At 28.9% G+C, this 21,720-nt stretch carries 21 protein-coding genes, 5 tRNA genes, 1 rRNA gene, 2 riboswitches and 1 other annotated feature; of the genes, 20 read left to right on the top strand and 7 right to left on the bottom strand.

All coding sequences use genetic code 11. From position 1 onward, the window contains the following. The first annotated feature begins 19 nt into the window (after window positions 1-19). Entirely contained in the window at window positions 20-997 is a 978-nt protein-coding gene (locus ACUSRV_RS13890) for a galactose-1-phosphate uridylyltransferase (RefSeq protein WP_490142563.1), read from the top strand. A 219-nt stretch (window positions 998-1,216) separates the two neighbouring features. Beyond that, complete coding sequence (locus ACUSRV_RS13885; RefSeq protein WP_490142562.1) at window positions 1,217-2,491, top strand: dicarboxylate/amino acid:cation symporter; 1,275 nt, start codon at window positions 1,217-1,219, stop codon at window positions 2,489-2,491. 178 nt (window positions 2,492-2,669) lie between these two features. Here the strand turns inward: ACUSRV_RS13885 and ACUSRV_RS13880 are convergent, their stop codons facing one another. The 5 genes from ACUSRV_RS13880 to ACUSRV_RS13860 all read right to left on the bottom strand — a co-directional run bounded on the left by ACUSRV_RS13880 (window position 2,670) and on the right by ACUSRV_RS13860 (window position 7,213). Then, a complete protein-coding gene (locus tag ACUSRV_RS13880; RefSeq protein ID WP_490142561.1) occupies window positions 2,670-3,554 on the bottom strand; it encodes a homoserine O-succinyltransferase in 885 nt (294 codons plus the stop codon). A gap of 8 nt (window positions 3,555-3,562) precedes the next feature. Then, window positions 3,563-4,837 carry a bifunctional O-acetylhomoserine aminocarboxypropyltransferase/cysteine synthase gene (locus ACUSRV_RS13875; protein ID WP_490142560.1) on the bottom strand — a complete coding sequence of 425 codons (1,275 nt, stop codon included), beginning with the start codon at window positions 4,835-4,837 and terminating at the stop codon, window positions 3,563-3,565. Between the two features lie 141 nt (window positions 4,838-4,978). Then, window positions 4,979-5,788, bottom strand: a complete 810-nt coding sequence (locus ACUSRV_RS13870) for a MetQ/NlpA family ABC transporter substrate-binding protein (RefSeq protein WP_490142559.1) — start codon at window positions 5,786-5,788, stop codon at window positions 4,979-4,981. A 20-nt stretch (window positions 5,789-5,808) separates the two neighbouring features. Further along, window positions 5,809-6,462: a methionine ABC transporter permease gene (locus ACUSRV_RS13865; RefSeq protein ID WP_490142558.1), complete on the bottom strand. Its 654-nt coding sequence runs from the start codon at window positions 6,460-6,462 to the stop codon at window positions 5,809-5,811. Beyond that, window positions 6,455-7,213, bottom strand: a complete 759-nt coding sequence (locus tag ACUSRV_RS13860; protein ID WP_490142557.1) for a methionine ABC transporter ATP-binding protein — start codon at window positions 7,211-7,213, stop codon at window positions 6,455-6,457. Before ACUSRV_RS13860 ends, ACUSRV_RS13865 begins: the two co-directional genes overlap by 8 nt. A gap of 77 nt (window positions 7,214-7,290) precedes the next feature. Further along, window positions 7,291-7,395: riboswitch (SAM riboswitch) on the bottom strand. Window positions 7,396-7,604: 209 nt separating this feature from the next. Here ACUSRV_RS13860 and ACUSRV_RS13855 point away from each other — a divergent pair. From ACUSRV_RS13855 to ACUSRV_RS13775, 17 genes are all read left to right on the top strand, one after another. Beyond that, entirely contained in the window at window positions 7,605-9,107 is a 1,503-nt protein-coding gene (locus ACUSRV_RS13855; protein WP_490142556.1) for a patatin-like phospholipase family protein, read from the top strand. A gap of 18 nt (window positions 9,108-9,125) precedes the next feature. After that, entirely contained in the window at window positions 9,126-9,887 is a 762-nt protein-coding gene (locus ACUSRV_RS13850) for a TatD family hydrolase (RefSeq protein ID WP_490142555.1), read from the top strand. A 45-nt stretch (window positions 9,888-9,932) separates the two neighbouring features. Further along, window positions 9,933-10,038, top strand: a riboswitch (TPP riboswitch). 75 nt (window positions 10,039-10,113) lie between these two features. Then, window positions 10,114-10,404 carry an MTH1187 family thiamine-binding protein gene (locus tag ACUSRV_RS13845; protein WP_490142554.1) on the top strand — a complete coding sequence of 97 codons (291 nt, stop codon included), beginning with the start codon at window positions 10,114-10,116 and terminating at the stop codon, window positions 10,402-10,404. Continuing rightward, window positions 10,379-11,146 carry an ABC transporter permease gene (locus ACUSRV_RS13840; RefSeq protein ID WP_490142553.1) on the top strand — a complete coding sequence of 256 codons (768 nt, stop codon included), beginning with the start codon at window positions 10,379-10,381 and terminating at the stop codon, window positions 11,144-11,146. The genes ACUSRV_RS13845 and ACUSRV_RS13840 overlap by 26 nt, the downstream gene beginning before the upstream one ends. A gap of 4 nt (window positions 11,147-11,150) precedes the next feature. Beyond that, a complete protein-coding gene (locus ACUSRV_RS13835; protein ID WP_490142552.1) occupies window positions 11,151-12,167 on the top strand; it encodes an ABC transporter substrate-binding protein in 1,017 nt (338 codons plus the stop codon). Further along, a complete protein-coding gene (locus tag ACUSRV_RS13830) occupies window positions 12,145-12,843 on the top strand; it encodes an ABC transporter ATP-binding protein (RefSeq protein ID WP_490142551.1) in 699 nt (232 codons plus the stop codon). Before ACUSRV_RS13835 ends, ACUSRV_RS13830 begins: the two co-directional genes overlap by 23 nt. A 97-nt stretch (window positions 12,844-12,940) precedes the next feature. Then, window positions 12,941-13,747 (top strand): metallophosphoesterase, encoded by an 807-nt coding sequence (locus ACUSRV_RS13825; protein ID WP_490142550.1) that lies wholly within the window; start codon window positions 12,941-12,943, stop codon window positions 13,745-13,747. Window positions 13,748-13,798: 51 nt separating this feature from the next. Then, the gene (locus ACUSRV_RS13820) at window positions 13,799-14,122 is read left to right on the top strand and encodes a hypothetical protein (protein WP_490142549.1); all 324 of its coding nucleotides are present in this window, start codon (window positions 13,799-13,801) and stop codon (window positions 14,120-14,122) included. Window positions 14,123-14,198: 76 nt separating this feature from the next. Continuing rightward, window positions 14,199-14,409: a binding site (T-box leader), on the top strand. Between the two features lie 390 nt (window positions 14,410-14,799). Further along, a complete protein-coding gene (locus ACUSRV_RS13815; RefSeq protein WP_490142548.1) occupies window positions 14,800-15,996 on the top strand; it encodes an argininosuccinate synthase in 1,197 nt (398 codons plus the stop codon). An 8-nt stretch (window positions 15,997-16,004) separates the two neighbouring features. After that, window positions 16,005-17,318: an argininosuccinate lyase gene (gene argH, locus ACUSRV_RS13810; protein WP_490142547.1), complete on the top strand. Its 1,314-nt coding sequence runs from the start codon at window positions 16,005-16,007 to the stop codon at window positions 17,316-17,318. A gap of 126 nt (window positions 17,319-17,444) precedes the next feature. Continuing rightward, window positions 17,445-17,519 (top strand) — tRNA-Thr (locus tag ACUSRV_RS13805). 3 nt (window positions 17,520-17,522) lie between these two features. Continuing rightward, a tRNA-Leu gene (locus ACUSRV_RS13800) sits at window positions 17,523-17,606 on the top strand. Window positions 17,607-17,615: 9 nt separating this feature from the next. Beyond that, window positions 17,616-17,704, top strand: a tRNA-Ser gene (locus ACUSRV_RS13795). A gap of 13 nt (window positions 17,705-17,717) precedes the next feature. Continuing rightward, window positions 17,718-17,794, top strand: a tRNA-Ile gene (locus ACUSRV_RS13790). Between the two features lie 5 nt (window positions 17,795-17,799). Then, window positions 17,800-17,875 (top strand) — tRNA-Trp (locus tag ACUSRV_RS13785). A 133-nt stretch (window positions 17,876-18,008) separates the two neighbouring features. Beyond that, complete coding sequence (locus tag ACUSRV_RS13780; RefSeq protein WP_490142546.1) at window positions 18,009-18,356, top strand: hypothetical protein; 348 nt, start codon at window positions 18,009-18,011, stop codon at window positions 18,354-18,356. A gap of 50 nt (window positions 18,357-18,406) precedes the next feature. Then, window positions 18,407-18,928 carry a hypothetical protein gene (locus ACUSRV_RS13775; protein ID WP_490142545.1) on the top strand — a complete coding sequence of 174 codons (522 nt, stop codon included), beginning with the start codon at window positions 18,407-18,409 and terminating at the stop codon, window positions 18,926-18,928. 32 nt (window positions 18,929-18,960) lie between these two features. Here ACUSRV_RS13775 and ACUSRV_RS13770 read toward each other — a convergent pair whose 3' ends face one another. Together ACUSRV_RS13770 and ACUSRV_RS13765 are read right to left on the bottom strand one after the other, a co-directional pair. Continuing rightward, window positions 18,961-21,081, bottom strand: a complete 2,121-nt coding sequence (locus tag ACUSRV_RS13770; RefSeq protein WP_490142544.1) for a tetratricopeptide repeat protein — start codon at window positions 21,079-21,081, stop codon at window positions 18,961-18,963. A 4-nt stretch (window positions 21,082-21,085) separates the two neighbouring features. Beyond that, window positions 21,086-21,337: a hypothetical protein gene (locus tag ACUSRV_RS13765; protein WP_490142543.1), complete on the bottom strand. Its 252-nt coding sequence runs from the start codon at window positions 21,335-21,337 to the stop codon at window positions 21,086-21,088. Window positions 21,338-21,659: 322 nt separating this feature from the next. Between ACUSRV_RS13765 and ACUSRV_RS13760 the strand changes: the two genes are divergently transcribed. Beyond that, a 16S ribosomal RNA gene (locus ACUSRV_RS13760) occupies window positions 21,660-21,720 on the top strand; the annotation flags it as partial.

Genomic DNA, 21,720 nt, shown 5'->3' with positions numbered 1-21,720 from the left:
GTCTTAATGAGGTGATTAAATGTCAGAATTTAGAACGGACTTATTTACAGGACAAAGTGTAATAATTGCAATTGATAGATCAAAACGTCCTATGAAATTAGGAAAAGCCAATTATGAAATAGAAACCGACGAATATGAAGAAAGTTGTCCATTTTGTATAGGTAATGAAAGTCAAACTACACAAGAAACATTTAGAATAGAAGAAGATAAAAAATGGTTAGTTCGCTCATTTTATAATAAGTTTCCTATATTAACCCAAGACTCTGAAAGTAATAAAAAAGAGGAATTTTTTATAAGTTTAGATGGATGTGGAGTACATGAAGTCCTTGTAGATACATATAGGCATAATGGAAATTTCTTTAATATGAGTGTTTGTGAATTTGAGCTTTTATTTACTATGTATAAAGACAGATATAATGATTTGATTGATAATGAAAATATAAAATATATAAGTTTATTTAAAAACTTTTTAAGAAATTCAGGAGCATCAATGGCACATCCTCATTCTCAAATAATATCTCTTCCTATAGTACCTAAGGATGTTTTAGAGGAAGTGAATAATTGCAGAAATTATTTTGAAAAAAATAATAAAAGTCTTCATGAATCAGTTATAGAATTTGAAATAAAAGAAGATAAAAGAGTAATACATGAAAGTGAAAATTTTATAGTTATAGCTCCATTTGCATCTATATATAGTGGAGAAGTATCTATTATAAATAAAAGTAATGAAAAATTTGAGAATATAACAAATGAGAATATAAAAGAAATATCATTGATTTTTAAAAGGTTATTTAAAAAAATAAATGATATATACGGTATTATACCTTTAAATGTATATTTACACAGCCATCCAAAATACCTTAATTGTGAAGATTACTACAACTGGCATATTCATATAGTACCTAGGAAATACAACCTAGGAGGATTTGAAATTGCAACTGGAGTTTTTGTTAATTCAACAAGTCCAGAAAAACTTACAAATTTATTAAGATATTAAAAAGCTTATTTTGTGCATTTGCATACGATAGGCTTTTTTTATTTTATGGGGTAAATGGGGATAAAAAAATTTATTTATGCAAAAAATGAATAATTTGTAAAAAAAGATTCTTTTGTATGAATTGAAAAAAATATTCTAAAAATTAATAAAACGTGATATACTTTATAAATATAAGATATGTTTACGATAAAATTCGACAAATAGAATAGGAGGGAATTTATGAAAAAGAAAATAGGTTTAACTACGAAGATAATGATAGGTCTTTTAATTGGTGTAGTATTTGGTCTTATAATAAAGGGAATGCCTGCAGGCTATATCAAAGACACTGTACTTTTAGGTGGAATATTAAAAATACTAGGAACAGGATTTACTACAGCAATAAAGATGATGGTTGTACCACTAGTATTTGTATCTTTAGTATGTGGAGCTTCAGCTATGGGGGATATAGGTAAGCTTGGTAGAATAGGTGGAAAAACTATGTCATTCTATCTACTTACTACAGCACTTGCCATAACTATAGCATTAATAGTTGGGAAAATAGTTAATCCAGGGTTAGGCCTTGATATGTCTAACTTAATAACACAAAGCCCTACTATAGGTGAAAATAAATCTTTAGTAGATGTTATACTTGCAATGATACCATCAAATCCTGTTGCATCTTTGGCAAATGCAGATATGTTACAAATAATAATATTTGCATTAATTATGGGTTCGGCAATGAGTATAATTGGAGAAAAAGCTGAACCAGTTAAAAAGATATTTGAATCAGCTAATGAAATATGTATGAAAATGGTAGAAATGATAATGTTAGTTGCTCCATATGGAGTATTTGCATTGGTTACTAATACGTTTGCAACTGTTGGTATAGATGCAATGTTTGCACTTGGAAAATATATGTTTGTAGTATTATTTGCATTATTACTTCAAGGAACAATTACTTATACTGGGTTATTAAAGTTATGTACTGGTTTAAAAGCTACACCTTTTTACAAAAAATTTGGTAAAATTGCTGCAGTTACATTTTCAACGTCATCAAGTAATGCTTCATTACCTGTAACTATGGAAGAAATGGAAAAAATGGGTGTAAGCAAAAATATAGGTGCATTTACATTACCTCTTGGAGCTACTATAAATATGGATGGTACTGCTATAATGCAAGGAGCAGCTGCTATATTTATATCTCAAGTATATGGTATAGACTTAGGAATGCAAGACATGATGACTATAATATTAACAGCAACATTAGCTTCTGTTGGTACTGCAGGTGTTCCTGGAGTTGGTATGATAACTCTATCTATGGTATTAACTTCTGTTGGCCTTCCAGTAGAAGGTATAGGACTTATCATGGGGATAGATAGAATATTAGATATGTGTAGAACTACTATAAATGTAATGGGCGATTGTGCATGTACATTAGTAGTAGCTAAAACCGAAAAAGAACTTGATTTAGAGAAATACTATAGCGAGAAAGAAGTTGTTGCTAGTATAAGTTAATTATAGAGGATGCATTTAAAATGCATCTTTTTTTAATTAATAGGATAATTATGAATGTAAATCTTATGATTTTGAAAAAGGAGTACCAGAACTAATTTGTCCAAATTGCAGAGCTAAGTTTGAATACAAAAAAACTGACAACCGTTAGGTGTCAGTTAAGGAGGTGACCTCAGAGAGGTCATTTTTTTACATAATAGTTAATCCAGTTTGAAAATAATAGATTTCCATGATTTCTCCATTTTACAATAGGTTCGTTGTCAGGATTGTCGTCTCTAAAGTAGTTTTTAGGAACATCAATTTTAATTCCTTTACTAATATCTCTATCGTACTCATTCTTCAATGTGCAAGGATCATATTCACTATGTCCCATAACAAATACTTGTTTTTTATTTACAGAAGATGCTAAGTAGACTCCTGCATCTTCTGAATAAGAAAGAACTTTTATACCGTTAATTTTATTTAAGTCTTCTTTTCTAACTTCTGTATGTCTTGAATGAGGAGCATAAAATACATCATCAAAGCCTTTTAATAAATTATCTTTTTCATTTATGTTATGCTTAAAAACACCAAATATTTTTTCTGATAAAGGGTATTTATTAACTCCATAATTATAATATAATCCTGCTTGTGCTCCCCAGCATATATACAAAGTAGAATTTACATTTAAATTAGCATATTCCATTATTTCCTTTAATTCATCCCAATAATATACTTCTTCAAAATTCATATTTTCAACAGGAGAACCTGTTATTATCATACCGTCAAAACTCTGATATTTTATATCGTTAAGAGTTTTATAAAAGTTTTTAATATGATCAAAAGTTGTATTTTTAGGATCGTAACTTTCGGTATATATAAAAGTAATATCAATATTTATAACATTATTTGACAATAATCTAAGTAATTGAGCCTCTGTATCTAACTTAGTAGGCATTAAGTTTAATATACATATTTTTAAAGATTCCTTATTATTTAGATTATAATCTTCTTTATATAATACATGTATATTTTCTAATTCTAATATTTTTGCTGCAGGCAAATATTTACTTACGATAACTGGCATCTTATACTCTAGAATGCTAAAGCTTGCTCTACGTCAGCTATAATATCATCTATATCTTCTATACCTATAGAAAGTCTTATTAAATCAGGGGCAACTCCTGCAGCTAATTGTTGCTCACTTGTTAACTGTCTATGAGTAGTACTAGCAGGGTGAAGTACACATGTTCTAGAATCACCAACATGGGTTACAAGTGCAGCTAATTTAAGATTTTTAATAAATATCTTTGCATTTTCAAGTCCGCCTTTTACTCCAAATGTAAGAACTCCACTAGCGCCCTTAGGTAGATACTTTTTTACTAGTTCATAGTTTTCGCTATTTTCTAATCCAGGGTAGTTTACCCAACTAATATTTTCATGCTTTTGTAGATACTCGCCTAATTTAAGTGCATTATAGCTATGTCTTTCCATTCTTAAGTGAAGAGTTTCTACTCCAAAGTTAGTTAAATAAGCATTAAAAGGGCTCATAGTATTTCCATAATCTCTCATTAATTGAACTCTAGCTTTAAATATATATGCAGCATTTCCGAAAGCTTTTGTATACTCAAGACCATGGTACGTAGGATCAGGGATGACAAGTCCATCAAATTTTCCATTATCCCAGTTAAAATTACCACCATCTACTATAATACCCCCTACGCAACTAGCATGACCATCTATATATTTTGTAGTTGAATGTACAACTATATTTGCACCATGTTTTAGTGGATTGCAAAGATAAGGAGTTGCTAAAGTATTATCTACAACAAATGGTACTTCTAAAGATTCAGAAACATTTGAAATCTTTTCAAAATCAAGTATATTAAGCCCTGGATTTCCTATTGTTTCTCCATATACTACCTTTGTATTTTCTTTACCTAATTTAACTATATCCTCTGCACTTAAATTTGGATCGAAAAAGGTAACATCTATTCCAAAGTCTTTAAATCTAGCAGCAAATAAATTAAATACACCTCCATATATTGTAGATGAACATAATATATGATCTCCATTTTTACATATATTTAAAATTGCAATCATAGATGCTGACTGCCCTGAAGATGTTGCTAATGCCCCAACACCACCTTCTAAATCATTTACTTTTTCTTCGAAAGCAGCTACAGTAGGATTGCTTATTCTTGAGTAAATATGACCTTCTACCTTTAAATCAAATAAATTAGCTAAAAAATCTGGATCATCATACTTGTAAGTTGTACTTTGGTATAATGGTAAGACTCTTGGTTCTCCATTTTTTGGACTATATCCCCCTTGAACACAAATTGTTCCATTGTTATATTGTTTTGACATAAAAATACCCCTCGATTTAAATTTTTATATTTAAGGAAATTATAATTTATCCGGTATGTAGATAAGTTATAATTTCCAACTGGTAAACTTGATCATGGTCCCATCTTCTTAAGATCGTCGGCGACATGAGGGTCGCGAATTTTATTTTGCAAAGGCAGGAACAACCCCACCTTCATACTTATCTTCTATAAACTTTTTAACTTCATCAGATTGAAGTGCATTTATTAGTGCTTTTACTTTTTCATCACTTTCATTTCCGGCTTTAACAGATACAATGTTAGCGTAAGGAGATTCGGTTCCTTCTATTAATAATGAGTCTTTAGTTGGATTAAGTCCTGCTTCTATAGCATAGTTAGAGTTTATAACTGCTGCATCAACATCACCTAAAACTCTAGGAAGTTGGGCTGCTTCCATAGGTTTAAATGTGAAATTCTTTTTATTTTCAACGATATCTTTTTCTGTAGCTTCAAGGCCTGCATCAGCTTTTAACTTTATAAGCCCTTTATCTTGTAATAATAAAAGAGCTCTTCCACCGTTAGTTGGATCATTTGGTATAGCTATAACAGCATTATCTTTTAATGCATCAACAGATTTAACACTATTAGAATAAAGACCTATAGGTTCAACGTGTATACTTCCAGCTGAAGATAAGTCTATATTGTTTTCTTTTTCAAAACTCTCCATGTAAGGAACGTGTTGGAAGAAGTTGGCATCTATTTCTCCATCATTTAGAGCAGTATTAGGTGTTATGTAGTCAGTAAACTCAACTACTTCAAGTGTAATACCTTCTTTTTCTAAATCATCCTTAACTATCTCAAGTATTTCAGAATGTGGAACTGGCGTTGCCCCTACTTTTAAAACATTGTCTTCTTTTGTTGAAGTACATCCTATTAATCCTAAAGAAACCACACAAACTGTTAACCCTACTGATAATAATTTTTTTAATCTCATTTTTAATTCCCTCCCAATTTTTATCTGTTTTTATTTAATATTTGTACTGTTTTGTTTCCTGAATATTGAATACTTTGAACAAGTAAAACAATAACCACTACAGATGCCAACATTATATCTGTTTGGAATCTATAAAACCCATATCTTATAGCTAAATCTCCAAGACCACCTCCACCAATAGCGCCAGCCATAGCTGAATACCCTATTAAATTTATTAAAGTTATAGTTATATTAGATACTAATGAAGGCAATGCTTCAGGTATTAATATTCTAGTTACTATTTGCAGTGGAGTAGACCCCATTGCTATTGCAGCTTCAATAATTCCTTTATCTACTTCTTTTAGAGAACCTTCTATAAGTCTTGCAACAAAAGGTGCAGCTGCAATTGATAAAGGAACTATACTTGCTGTTGTTCCTATAGTAGTTCCAACTACAAGTCTAGATAGAGGAAACACTAATATCATAAGTATTATAAATGGAATAGATCTACTTATATTAACTATATAGTCAAGAACTCTATATACAATTTTATTTTCTATAAGTCCGTTTTCTTCAGTTAATATAAGTAAAACTCCCATAGGAAAACCAATTATTAAAGATGCCAAGGTAGATACCAAAACCATGTATATTGTTTGTATAATCGAAGGGGTAAGTAACTCAAATAGATTATGCATAACATGCTACCTCCAAATCTAGCTCATTATCGGTATTATCATCAGACCAAAGTCTGTTATTGCTTAGAATTATATCAACTGGACCCACATCTAATATAGAACCTTTTTCTATTACGGCAACTTTATCACATATTTGATTTACAACTTCCATTTGATGAGTTATTAAAACAACTGTGAGATTTAATTTTTGTTTAAGATCCTTAAGTAAATACAATATAGACTTAGTTGTTTTAGGGTCAAGGGCTGAAGTAGCTTCATCACATAAAAGTATTTTTGGATTATTGGCTAAAGCTCTAGCAATTGCAACTCTTTGCTTTTGGCCACCGCTTAATTGTGATGGATAAGCGTATATTTTATCACTTAAATCAACTAATTGAAGTAATTCGTGTACTCTTTTTTCAATGTAATCTTTTTTATAACCACAAATCCTAAGGGGATAAGCAATATTTTCAAATACACTAGCTGATTTTAATAAATTAAAATGTTGAAATATCATTCCTATTTCTTTTCTGGATTTTCTTAACTCTTTATTGTTGTATTTAATAATATTTTCTCCTTCTATGAGTATATTTCCGCTAGTTGGTTCTTCAAGTCGATTAATAGTTCTTATAAGAGTAGACTTACCAGCTCCGCTAAGCCCTATTATTCCGAATATTTCTCCCTTATCTATTTTTAGATTAATATTTTTTAGCGCATGAACCTTAGTTTTATTACCTTCATAAACTTTACTTAGATCTACAATTTCAATCAATTTTACCACTCCTTTTGTTTTAAAAATTAAAAAACCTCTTTCAGCATACGCCGAAAGAGGTAAAAGTTTTTTCAGGAACCTTATCTTTCGGTAAATATACCGCTGGAATTAGCACCACACGTTTGTTAAACGCAGGTTGCCGGGCGTCATAGGGCCAGTCCCTCTGCCACTCTTGATAAGAATGATATTTAATTTTATGTTTTGTTGTTTTCTATATTTGTATTATATGCATCTAGAAATTAAATGTCAACAAAATTTTGAAAAAAATTAATTATAATTAAATTCAAATTATAATTATTAAGTTATTTGTTATTTTTAATATATTATAGATTTTGAGATTTTATGAAGACTTTTTGTAAATAATATAAATAAAAATTAAAAGGGGATATATATGAAAATAGGATTAGCATTGGCAGGTGGAGGAGCAAAAGGGGCATTCCATATAGGAGTATGGAGGGCTTTATACGATTTAGGATTAGACAAAAAAATATGCGCAGTATCTGGAACATCAATAGGGGCAATAACAGCAGCTTTTTTTGTAGATGGAAATCTTCATAGAACAAAAGAAGTTTGGAAATCTATATCCTTTGAACATATAGGATATGTAGATATAATAAAGATCCTAAATAAAAAAATGGTACCCAAAAGAGAAAACACTATAAAATTCATAAGAGAAAATATAAATTTACTCAACATATCAAAATCAGACATAGATTTTTTTGTAGGTTGTACAGATGTAGAACATAACAAAGCAAAGTATTTTAAAATAAATAAAAGCAACCGAAGCCCAGAAAATATAATAGACATATTATTAGCTTCTTCTGCTATACCTGAGGTTTTTGAAGAGGTAGTAATAGATTGCAAAAAATATTGCGATGGATATAAAACTGATAATCTAACTCTAAAACCCCTTTGTGAAATAGGGTGTGATTTAATAATATCTGTAAGTCTAAATAATGAACCTACAAAAGGTGAGGCAAGATACATAAAAAACTTAAAAAGTAAATATCCAAATGTACAAATAATAACTTTAAGGCCAAAACACAATTTAGATGGAGAAAATAAAATAAACCTTCCTATACCAATATCTATACCATGTGTCCCTGGAGAATACGACTTTACATCAAATGGGGCTATATGGAGACTAAATCACGGATATGTAGATACAATAAGAGAATTAAAGGATTATCTTCCGAGCTTAATAAAAGATGAAAATAAAACTAAGATAACTATTAATTTGCCTATAATCAATACAAAAAACAAAGTAGAAATTATGGTCGGAGATTATATGAAATTTGGAAGATACAATTATGAAGATATAGTATGGCAAGTAATTAACAAAGAAGATGATAGACTATTTTTATTGTCTACAAATATTGTAGAATATAAGGAATTCGGAGGTTATGCAAATTGGAAAAATAGTTCAATTAGGGAGTTTTTAAATAATGAATATATATTTTTGAAAGATTTTACTGATTTAGAAAAAAGCCTAATAATACCTGTAGATAATGAATATTTATATGAAAATTCACCTTATGAACCTGATATAAATGGGTGTTTAAAAGGATATGATGAGACGATGAAAAGAGTTTCGAAAAATGATAAGGTATTTATACTTTCCATGAAAGAAGTTGTAGAATTTCTAAAAAAACAAAATTTAGCTTATACTATACATGGGAAATCTTATTGGCTTAGAGATTTTTCTTACGAAAAGATGCCAACATATGATAAGATAAAGTCAGAAAGTTACAAAAAACAAAGAGTAGTAAAAGATAATGCAACAATAAGTAGAAAAGACTATCATGAAATAGACGGTATAAGACCTGCTATTTACATAAAAAAAATTGAAAAATGTATAGGAAAGGGAAGTATATACGATCCTTACATATTATAAAAAATATAAGGTGGTTTTATGTATATAGATGCACACAATCATTTAGATTTTTATGAAAATAAAATTACAGAAGCCATAGATTGTATAAATAAAAACAATATACTAACTTTAGCTTGTTCAATGGATATAAAAAGTTATATAGAAAACAAGGAAATATCTAAGAAAAGTAATTTAATAATACCAACTTTTGGAATACATCCAAACAATGCAAATAACTACGGTGACTGTTTAGAAAAATTAGATGAGTATATAATAGAAACACCGATTATAGGAGAAATAGGCCTTGATTTTCACTGGATTGAAGATAAAAGTACTTATTCAAATCAAATAAAGGTGTTTGAGTATTTTTTGAAAAAGGCAAAACAATACGATAAGGTTATAAATGTACATACAAAAGGTTCAGAAGAAGAAATTGTGAATTTACTAAGAAAATACGATGTAGGAAATAATGCTATAATTCACTGGTATAGTGGTAATATAAATATTTTAAATATGCTTATAGACATGGGATGTTATTTTACTGTAAGCGTAGATATCCCATATTGTAAATTAACTCAAGAAATAGTTAAATATATACCTATACATAAGTTACTTGCAGAAACAGATGGCCCTACAGCCTTGGAGTGGGTTAATGGACAATATGCAATGCCAAGCTATATAAAAAATGTGTATTATGATATATCTAGAGTTAAAAAAATAGATGAAAATGAATTAAAAGCACAAATTAAAAATAATTTTGTAAAATTAGTCAAAAACTTACAAATAACGTCTTTATTATAATAAACACTTAATATATAATAAAACTTAGAAATCATTTTACAAACAAAAGTATATCGGGGGAGTCGGTAAACCGTCTGAGAGGAGATTGAAAATCTCGACCCTTGAACCTGAATTGGGTAATGCCAACGGAGGGAGATGAAAATTTGCTAAATTAAGTAGGTTTAAGTCTTATCCAAAGTCGGATAGGACTTTTTGTATTACAAATAATAAAGAAGAGGTGGCTTAAATGGTAGTAGCAGATATAACAGTTTTCCCACTAATACCAGCTATTAGTGAAGATGAGGTATATAAAGTAGTAGATGCAGCAATTGAATATATTAAAAATAGTGGTCTACAATATGAAATAGGAGCAATGAGCACTACAATACAAGGTGAATTTGATGAGGTATTTGATTTAATAAAAAAGGTTCACAAAATACCTTTTGATTTAGGAATAGAAAGGGTTATAACAACTGCTAGAATAGACGAAAAAGTTGGTGGTCTTACAATAAATGAAAAACTTAAAAATCATAGATAAAACTAAAGAAAACATACTTCCTGTAATTTTTATATTAACTATTATTATTATTTGGCAATTTGTTGTAGAGTTTAAAAATATTCCACAGTATTTAATCCCTACCCCTTTGGACATAATAGAAGTTTTTAAAGAAGATTTTGATACTCTAAAGGATCATACCTTAGTAACTATTTATGAAGGTGTTGTTGGATTTATACTTGCTGTAATATTTGCATTTTTACTTGGAATAATTATGGATTTTTTTACAATAGTTAAAAGATGTCTATATCCAATACTTGTAATATCTCAAACTGTACCAACAATTACAATAGCTCCACTACTTATAATATGGTTTGGATTTGGGTTATTACCTAAGGTAATAGTAGTTATGATAACTTGTTTTTTTCCTATAGTTATAAATTTTGCAGATGGACTAGAAAAAATAGACAAAGACTACATAAATTTATTCAAAACTATGAAAGCTAATAGATGGCAAATTTTTTCACATCTTAAACTTCCAATGGCTATGAATAGTTTCTTCTCTGGAATTAAAATATCTGTAACATATATGATTATGGCTGCAACTATTGGAGAATGGTTAGGAGGAGATAAGGGATTAGGAGTTTATATGTTAAGGGCAAAAAGCGCTTATGCCCTAGATAAGGTATTTGCATCAACTATTATAGTTGTATTTATTAGTATAATATTTGTTCTAATAGCAGAAGTTCTCAAAAAAATATTCGTATACTGGAATGAGGAGTGATTATATGTTTAAGAAAAGATTAATATCGATATTAGCAAGTACAATTTTAACTGCATCTCTTTTATCTGGATGTGCAGGTCAAGATAAAAAAGAAGATAATAAAGAAACTTCTAAGTTACAAAAGGTTAAGGTGGTATTGGACTGGACTCCAAATACTAATCATACAGGATTATATGTTGCATTAGAGGAAGGATACTATAAAGAAGAAGGCTTGGATGTTGAAATAGTACAACCTGCAGAAAGTACTGCACCTGTACTTGTAGCTACTAATAAGGCTGACTTTGCTATAAGTTATCAAGAGGAAGTTACATATGCAAAAACTTCAGAAGACCCACTACCTATAAAAGCTATAGCAACTGTGATTCAACATAATACTTCAGGATTCGCTTCTCCTAAAGATAAAAATATTGTTTCTCCAAAGGATTTTGAAGGAAAATCGTATGGAGGATGGGGATCTCCTTCTGAAGAAGCAGTTTTAAAAGCTGTTATGGAAAAATCAGGAGCAGACTATTCTAAACTAAAGCTTGTAAATATGGGTAATGATGATTTCTTTACTGCAACAAAAAAACATATAGATATGGCTTGGATATTTGAAGGTTGGACAGGAATAGAAGCTAGATTAAAGGGTGAAGAAATAAACTATATACCAGTTAAAGATTTAGATCCAGCACTTGATTATTATACTCCTGTAATAGTTTCTAGTGAAGATAACATAGATAATGATCCAGAAATGGTTAAGAAGTTCTTAAATGCTACATCTAAAGGATATAATTATGCTATTAAAAATCCAGAAGAAAGTGCTAAAATACTACTTAAACATGCTCCAGAATTAGATGAAAACCTTGTAATTGAAAGTCAAAAGTTCTTAGCTGATAAATATACAGATGATGCAGCAAGATGGGGCGAAATGAAAGATAGTGTATGGAATAATTACACAAAATTCCTTTTAGATAACAAGTTAATTGAGAAGGACATGAAAGCAAGTGAGGCATATACTAATGAATTCTTGCCAGAAAAGTAATATCAAGCTAGAACTTAAAGATATAAAAAAGTCCTTTGATAATACAAAGATACTAGATAAAATTACAATTGAAGTAAAAGAAGGAGAACTTGTATCTATATTAGGTCCAAGTGGAAGTGGTAAAAGTACTATATTTAATATTATAACTGGGATAACAAAAGAAGACAGTGGAGAAGTAAATGTAAACGGAGAGATAAGTTATATGCATCAAAAAGATTTGCTTCTTCCGTGGAAAGATATTTTAGACAACGTATCTCTTCCCTTGGTTTTAAAAGGAGAAAGTAAAAAGAAAGCTAGAAATAAAGCTGAAAAATACTTTGAAATATTTGGACTTAGTGGATATGAGAAAAATCATCCTCATCAACTTTCAGGTGGGATGAGACAAAGGGCTAATTTTCTTAGAACTTTTGTAAACTCAAGTGATATTATGCTTTTAGATGAGCCATTTGGAGCGCTTGACTCTATAACGAGATATAAAATGCAAGAATGGCTACTAGAAGTTAGGAATAGTCTAAACATAACTACATTATTTATTACTCATGATGTAGAAGAAGCTGTTTTCCTTTCAGACAGAATATATATTATATCTGAAAAGCCATCTAGAATTAAACATGAATTTAGAGTGGACAAAGAAAATAGAGAAAATTTAAAAAGACAAATACTAGATATTCTTTAAATTTTATTAAGGACTACCACATGGTAGTCTTTTTTCTTATAAAATGATTTTGTATTACATATAATTTATTATATAAATAGTTAAAGGAGTGAGATATATGATATATATAACGTCCGATATTCACGGAGATTTTAATAGATTTTCACAACTATTAAAAGATATAAAATTTTCATCAAAAGATAAAATATATATACTTGGAGATGTTATATATAGAGTAGATAAATCATTTAGACTTATGAAATATATAATGGATACTCCTAATATGCATATGGTACTTGGAAATCATGAAAAATTATTCATAGAGATTATGGACATAGTAGATAATGAATTTGTATTAAATATAATTAAAGAAGTCGTTGATGGGAAAATAGGACTTGAAGACGGTATAAAAAGTATATGTTTATTAAATAAAGAACAAATTGAACAATGTGATATAAAACCTCACCATTGGAGATGGTTACTTAAATCAACAGGTGAAGGATATAGCTTATTAAAAGAGTTTTTAGATATTAACACTAAAGACAGAAAAGATATAAAAAAATTTTTATCACAACTTCCTCTATACTATATAGAAGGAGATTATCTTTTAGTTCACTCTGGTATAAATACTACTTTTGAATATAATACATTAAAAGAACTACTAGAAAAACAAACTATATATGATTTTATATTATCTAGAGATAGATTTATATATAATCCAGCTATAAAAGATAAAACTGGTAAAATCGTTGTATTTGGAGATACACCTACTATGAATATATATGGAAATGAGAATATAGGTAAAATATGGTATGATAAGAAACATAATTATGATAAAATAGGTGTTGATTGTGGCTGCGGATTTGATGATGGATATCTAGGTTGTTTAAGATTAGACGATATGAAAGAATTTTATGTTTATTAGATAAATAAATTGGAAAATATAATTAAAATAAAAGAATAAAGAGGTGTTATTGTGAATATAAATATGTTGAGACAAAAGATAACGACAGAGGAATATGGAAATGAATTAGTAGATAGATTAATAGGAAAATCAAAAAATGTAAATGATGTTGATCTTGTGAATGATGATATAGTAAATATGGTAATAAGTGATTTTGAAAAAGAACTAAGCTATATAGCGTTTAAAGTTTTTCAACTAAAACATAATGAAAGTAGCCCTGAAGATGTAGAAATAGACAATTACTTAGATGAAATAGAAGAAATGTTAGAGTTAGAGTTTGAAGAATTAATGGATATAATTGAAATTAGACTTGAAGAACTTGGGTATGAATCTTAAAAAAATTATGATAAAAAATCACAAAATATATTGACAGGATTATGTATCTAATTTATAATTTCATTAAGTTAATATTGTAAAGCCAGTGAAGAAGAAAGTAGATTAAATGGATTTTCAGCGAACTAGGGTTGGTGTGAGCCTAGCAATGAAATTTAATTCGAAGAGAGCTTCTGAGGTTATTACCTGAACTAATAGTAGGGTAATAGGTATATTTCGCCTTAAGAAATTAGAGTGGATAAGTTTTCTTATCAATAAGAGTGGTAACGCGGATAATATTCGTCTCTTGGTCTTCGGACCAAGAGACTTTTTTATTTCATTTATTACTTAAATTTGATTAGATACTTATTAATAAGAGTGGTACCACGGATTATATTCGTCTCTTAGCATATATATGCTAAGGGACTTTTTTGGTTTCTCACATATAAACTATATCAAGGTCCCATCTTCTCAAGGTTATTGACTAAATTAGCAAAAAATATTTTAGGAGGTGATGTAAATTACTAGGGCAAAAAAATAGCAAATGAAATACGCCATATTCCATCTGCTTAAGAAAAAATAAAAAATAAATTATCCATTTTAGATTATAACATATAAATAAAAATTGTATAGTAATTACTTTGAATTCTCAATTGATACTCAATATAAAATAATAATAATTTTAATAGGAGGAGTTAAAAATGAAAGAAAAAATTGTATTAGCATATTCTGGTGGTTTAGATACATCTATAATAGTACCTTGGTTAAAAGAAAATTATGACATGGAAGTTATTGCGGCTTGTGCAAATGTAGGTCAAGAAGAAGATATGGATGCTGTAGAAAAGAAAGCTTATATAAGTGGAGCTTCTAAAGTTTATATAGAAGATTTAACTGAAGAATTTGTAACAGAAGCTCTTTATAAAGCTATAAAAGCAGAAGTTAAGTATGAGGGGAAATATTTACTTGGAACTTCTTTAGCAAGACCTATAATAGCTAAAAAGTTAGTTGAAATAGCTCATAAAGAAGGGGCAAAGTATATATGCCACGGATGCACAGGTAAGGGAAATGACCAAGTTAGATTTGAGTCAGCAATAGCAGCACTTGACCCAACTATAAAAATAATAGCTCCTTGGAGAGTATGGGATATAAAATCAAGAGAAGATGCTATAGAATACGCTGCACAAAAGGAAATAGCTATATCAGTTACAAAGGAAAAGATATATTCAGTAGATGCTAACCTTTGGCATATATCTACTGAAGGTGGAGACATAGAATGTCTAGAAAATGAACATAATAAAGATGTATATAAAAAATGCGTTGACCCTGAGGATGCACCAGATACTCCTGAGTATATAGAAATATACTTTGAAAAAGGTGTACCTAAGAAAATAAATGGAAAAGAAATTGCTCCCGTAGAACTTGTAAAAAATCTAAATGATTTAGGAGCTAAACATGGTATAGGTATTATAGATATACTAGAAAACAGACTAGTAGGTATGAAATCAAGAGGAGTATACGAAACTCCAGGTGGTACTATATTATATGAAGCACATAATATCTTAGAAAGTGCAACTTTAGAAAAAGATACACTTCATTTCAAACAAATAGTATCTATGAAGTATGCTGAGTTAATTTACAATGGTTTATGGTTTGGCGGATTAAAAGAATCAATAGATGCATTTGTTGAAAAAACACAAGAAAATGTAACTGGTACTGTAAAAGTTAAGTTATACAAAGGAAATATAAAACCAGCAGGTATATTTACTGAAAATGCATTATATGACCATGGTATTTCATCTTTTGGTAATAGTGAACTTTATGATCATAAAGATGCTGAAGGATTTATAAACTTATTTAGTTTACCACTTAAGATAAAATCTATGAAAACTAACAAGTAGGTGATAATATGAAACTTTGGGGCGGCAGATTTAAGAATTCAGAAAGTAAACTAATGGAGGATTTCAATTCCTCCCTTGGTTTTGACAAAAGAATGTACTTTGAAGATATAACTGGAAGTATAGCACATGTAAATATGCTTTGTAGTTGTAATATATTAAATGAAGAAGAAGCAAATAAGATAAAAGAAGGCCTCAGTGGTATATTGGCTGATATAGAAAATGGAAGTCTTATTATAGAAGGTGACTACGAAGATATTCATTCATTTGTTGAAACTAACCTTATAAAAAGAATAGGCGAACTAGGTAAAAAACTTCATACAGCTAGAAGTAGAAATGACCAAGTAGCTGTGGATACAAAGATGTATGCTAGAAAATACGCTTATTCAATTGTGAATAAAATAGATGAACTACTTTTAACTATAAAAAAATTAGGGGACAAAAATCCTTATATAATGCCAGGATATACTCATTTACAAAGAGCTCAAGTTGTTACATTTAAATATCACGTTATGGCTTATTATTCTATGTTCCTTAGAGATAAAAAGAGAATATTAAACTCAATAGATATGCTAAATGAAAATCCACTTGGGTGTTGTGCATTAGCTGGAACTACTTATGATATAGATAGAAGTGTAACTACAAAGTTGCTTAGCTTTTATAAACCTGTAGATAACTATTTAGATGGTGTTTCAGATAGAGATTATTTAATAGAAATGATGAGTAATTTTTCTTTAATAATGATGCATTTATCTAGATTGAGTGAAGAGCTAATACTGTTTAGTTCTAAGGAATTTGAATTTGTAACTATGAGTGATGAATTTTCAACTGGTTCATCAATAATGCCACAAAAGAAAAATCCAGATGCATGTGAACTTATAAGAGGTAAATGTGGAAGGGTATATGGAGACTTGATGGCACTTCTTACTACTATGAAGGGATTACCTCTTGCTTATAATAAAGATATGCAAGAAGATAAAGAATCTTTCTTTGATTCGTTAGATACAACTATAGCATGTTTATCAGTTATGAATGGGGTATTAGATACATTAACTGTAAATAAGGACAAGATGTTAAAGGCTGTTAAAAAAGGATTTTTAAATGCTACAGAAGTTGCGGATTATTTAGTTAAAGAAGGATTGGAATTTAGAAATGCACACAAAGTAGTTGGAAATATAGTTTTATACTGTGAAGAGAACAATAAAAATATAGAAGATCTAACGATGGATGAATTTTTAACATTTAGTAATTTATTTAAAGAAGATATTTATCCATATATAGATTATAACAACATATTAAAACAAGGTATAAAAAAGTATATATAATTCATAGGACTACAATAATAGTAGTCCTAATTTTTTTAAAAAAATATAAATTTTTTTGAAAAAATAATATTGACCACATATAAAAAAGGTGATATTATATAACTTGTCAAGCGATACAAAAAATATGCTAGTGTGGCTCAACGGTAGAGCAGCTGACTTGTAATCAGCAGGTTGTAGGTTCGATTCCTATCACTAGCTCCATATGCGGGTGTGGCGGAATTGGCAGACGCACCAGACTTAGGATCTGGCGCCTTGTGCGTGGGGGTTCAAGTCCCTCCACCCGCACCATAATAAAACGGAGAGGTGTCCGAGTGGTTTAAGGAGCTGGTCTTGAAAACCAGTGACTCCGCAAGGGGCCGTGGGTTCGAATCCCACCCTCTCCGCCATTTTTTTATTTTTGGACCTTTAGCTCAGTTGGTTAGAGCGCCCGGCTCATAACCGGTAGGTCTGGGGTTCGAGTCCCTGAAGGTCCACCAAAAATAGGGGTGTAGCTCAGCTGGTAGAGCGTCGGTCTCCAAAACCGTGCGCCGGGGGTTCGAATCCCTCCACCCCTGCCAATATAATAATGTATATAAAAAGAATTTGTCACTGACAAGTTCTTTTTTTGTTTTTAAAATAAATATAGTGGAATATAAGTGATCTTTTTTTCGTACAATTATATAAAGATTATTATACGAGGGGGATAATAGAATGAAATTATCAGAGTTAAAGGATAAAATTATAAAGGGTCAGAATATGGGTGCAGAAGTAGTATGTATAAATAAAGGACAAGAACTATGGGGTATAAAGGGGATTCTAGAACACTATAGATCTGGGAATTTAATGTTATGTGGATGTAAAGAAGACTCTATAAGTACTGTAGATTTTATTAAACTTGTAGATAAAACACTAGATGCATCTGGAGATTCTGATGTGAAAATAGTAGTTGTTGATCCATTATTAATAGAAGACAAAGATATTGAAAATATAAAATATGTACAATTTGCTCAGATAGACGATATAAAAATGATATTTATAAGTATTGAGAATAATATTTAATTATTATGACCATAATCGATATATACTAAAAGTTTATAGGGGTGAATAAAATGAGAAAAGGTATTAAGAAATTAGGAATATCGTTGTTAATTGTAATTTTTTCGGGTATGGGGTTATACTGGTATTCTAGCATAGAAGCACATCCAAAAAGTGTTGTTAGTTCAGAAACTGATACAAAAACAGAAGTTATAGTTGAAGAATCAAAAGTTGCAGTTGATGAACCAAAAAGTGGTAGTGAAGATATCAAAAAACAAGATGAAACTGTTAATATAAACAATGAAAATTTAATTGAAAGTAATAAAGCAAATAAGGATTTAAATGAAGTTAATAATCAAAATATTAAAAAAGAATTCACTGTTGAAGATGCCAAAAATTTACTAATACAGTATAATTCCAATGTTGATTATATATATCAAGGCGATGAAACAATGTTTAAAGAAGTTTTACAAGATAAAGGATATAAGGGGTATTTATTCTTGCCAAATGTAGATGGAGATATTGGATTTTTTGTAGACAAATATAATGGAGATATATATAAATTCCATCCAAGTGGATATATGGAAAAAATATAAAAGAAAGCCTACTTTAAATAAGTAGGCTTATTTTATTTAAGATACTTTTTTGTTTTTTCTTTATTATATTTTAGAAAATTATTGTACTTAACTAATTTTTCTAAAAGATCTAATATATGATTTATAAAATCCTCATTAGTTTTATCTAGGTTGTATGCTTTTATATATAAAGATAGTAATTCATCATAGATATTTTTATTTTTAATATAGTATATTACACTTTTAAATCTTTCGGTTGTAGGGTTTTTTGCATTTTTATTCTTACTTTTATTCATTGTAAAATGCGATAAATCCATTCCGTAATTTTTCTTTTTTTGAATGTTTATTATGGAAGCCAATCGAATTCCTTTATAATAGTAAAACATGGGATTGTTAGGGTTTAGCTTTATTAATTCGTCGTATAACTTTAATCCTTCATCATCAAAGTTATAGTGCCTAGTTATAATACTTTCGCTATTAGGATCGTATATAAAATTTGCTTCACAGTCTATTATAGAAATATGCGTTTTTACATAATTAAAAAATATTTCTTCTTCTTTTAACTTCCAAACCTCTTGGAGTTCTTTTTTTGATTTTACTAGATTAAGTATTTTACGACAGTAATTTAATGCTTGGGAATACATCTTTTCATATTTTATATTGGTATCTTTAAGTATATACTGTATATATTTATCGTATATATTACATAGTTCATTTAAATATAAATAAATTTCTCTAGACTCATCTCCATAAATTATATTTAGGATTTTTAACTTTTCATCTAAAGATTTAAAAGCTATATCTATATATTCATTATCAACTAGTATTTCACTAGATAAATAAAAATCTATTTTATTTTTATCAAAATGTTCATCTATTATAAGCGAATAACAAACTAAAGCATAATCATAAAGATTTGATTCTTGTAGTAATTTGGCTTTCTCAAATAAAAATAAGTATTTATTTTGAGGTTCAATTTCTAAACATTCATCTAATATATCTATTAAATCTATACGTCTATCTTGTATAGAAGTGAATACAATTGGTGAGTTAAGTGAATTAGATATATATATATCGTCTCCTTGAAACTTATTTTGCCCAAATGAAAATTTGTCAGTTTTAATATCATTTAACAATTTAGATATTAAAGATATTAAGTTTATATACCCTGGAAATCTAACTAAACTATTGAGATGATTTATTTTTAGCTGTATATTGAATAAATTTTTATAATCTCGTCTATTGAATAGAATTTCTCTTATATAATTTATACAATCCTTGTATTCTAACATACCTGAAAAAGGTATATCAGAAATATCAGTTTCGTATGATACTTTTACATAATGTATATAACTTCTGAAATCAAGGTCATTAATGCCTAATGAATAGTATATATCAAAACATTGTAATAGGTCTACCAGTAAATTATCATAGTTTTTACCTTCATAATTTTTTTTGCAATCAGTAGTTACTTTATCTAAAAGCCTAATAGAACTAAATTTTGCATCATCAAATAATGTTTTAGACAATTCAAGATATTTTTTTGCATCAAAACAATTTAGTATTACTTCTTCAAATTTATTTTGCTTTTGTAATATCAACCCCTTGAATTCATATATATCCAAATATTGTTTGCTTATATTTTCACCGTTGACGTTATCTAATATTTCACTTAGACATTTTAAGGCTTCATCGAGCATATTGCTTTTATAAAAACATCTAGAGAGCCAATAGTAAGTCCAAATTTCATTAGATAGACTTAAAGACATTTTATAACTTTCTATGGCCTTAGGATATTGATTTTTGGACTCGTAACATATTCCTAATAAAAAATAAGTTGATTTATCGTTTGGATTTAATAGTATAACATCTTTAAGCATGATTATGGCATCTGAAAATGTATAAGAATAGTTAAATATAGATATTGATTCTGTATCCGTATACTTAATATTCCCGTGTAGTCTTAAAAAACCTTCGTAACATTTTAGGATATTATCAAATCTATACTTAAGTTCTTCGTCGTATTCAATATCGTTAATATAGGTAATGGCATAGTCAAAGATTTTTTTATAATAAATAGTTATATCTTCTATTTTATTTGCTTTCTCTACGTTATTTGTTATATAACTGATTAATGATTCTACGCTAAATGTTGATAGTCCTATATAACTCATATTCTCACCTCTCATCTTCATTTCTAGATGTAGTAACGACAAAACTCGAGTAGATAGTTTCCAATTTCTTTACATAATATGAAGACTTTATATAAGTATAGAAGCTATTTTCATCTAGTTCATTATTTATATTTGTTTTAGAAGTTTGCATATTTAATTCTAGCATTTTGAAAAGTTCTAATAATTCTTCATAATCAACTTTATCTTGATTTTGTAAAACTTTATCTATTTTTTCATATATATATTTATTTTCCAATAATTGTCCTCCTTTAATTTATAAAAGATTTAAGTATGGTCTTTATTTAAATATATGAAGTTAGAATAGATTCGAGAATAAATTTATATACCATGAACTTCCAGGGTGTAGTTATATAAAAAGTTTGACTTAATATACTTAAGGTGGTATAGTATTACTTGTCCTCGAAAAAGGAAGAAAAAGGTCGAAAAATAAGTTGACAACAGATTTTAGAGATGGTATAGTTATACTTGTCCTTAAGAAAAGGACAAAAGATAATTGAACTTTGAAAATTAAACAGTAGGATAATTAAACACCATTTATTTAAAAGTAATGCCAAGTTTATCATGAGAGTTTGATCCTGGCTCAGGATGAACGCTGGCGGCGTGCCTAACACATGCAAG

This window comes from Sporacetigenium sp. TC11 (assembly GCF_058146105.1).
This window is presented reverse-complemented; position numbering and strand designations above follow the sequence as displayed.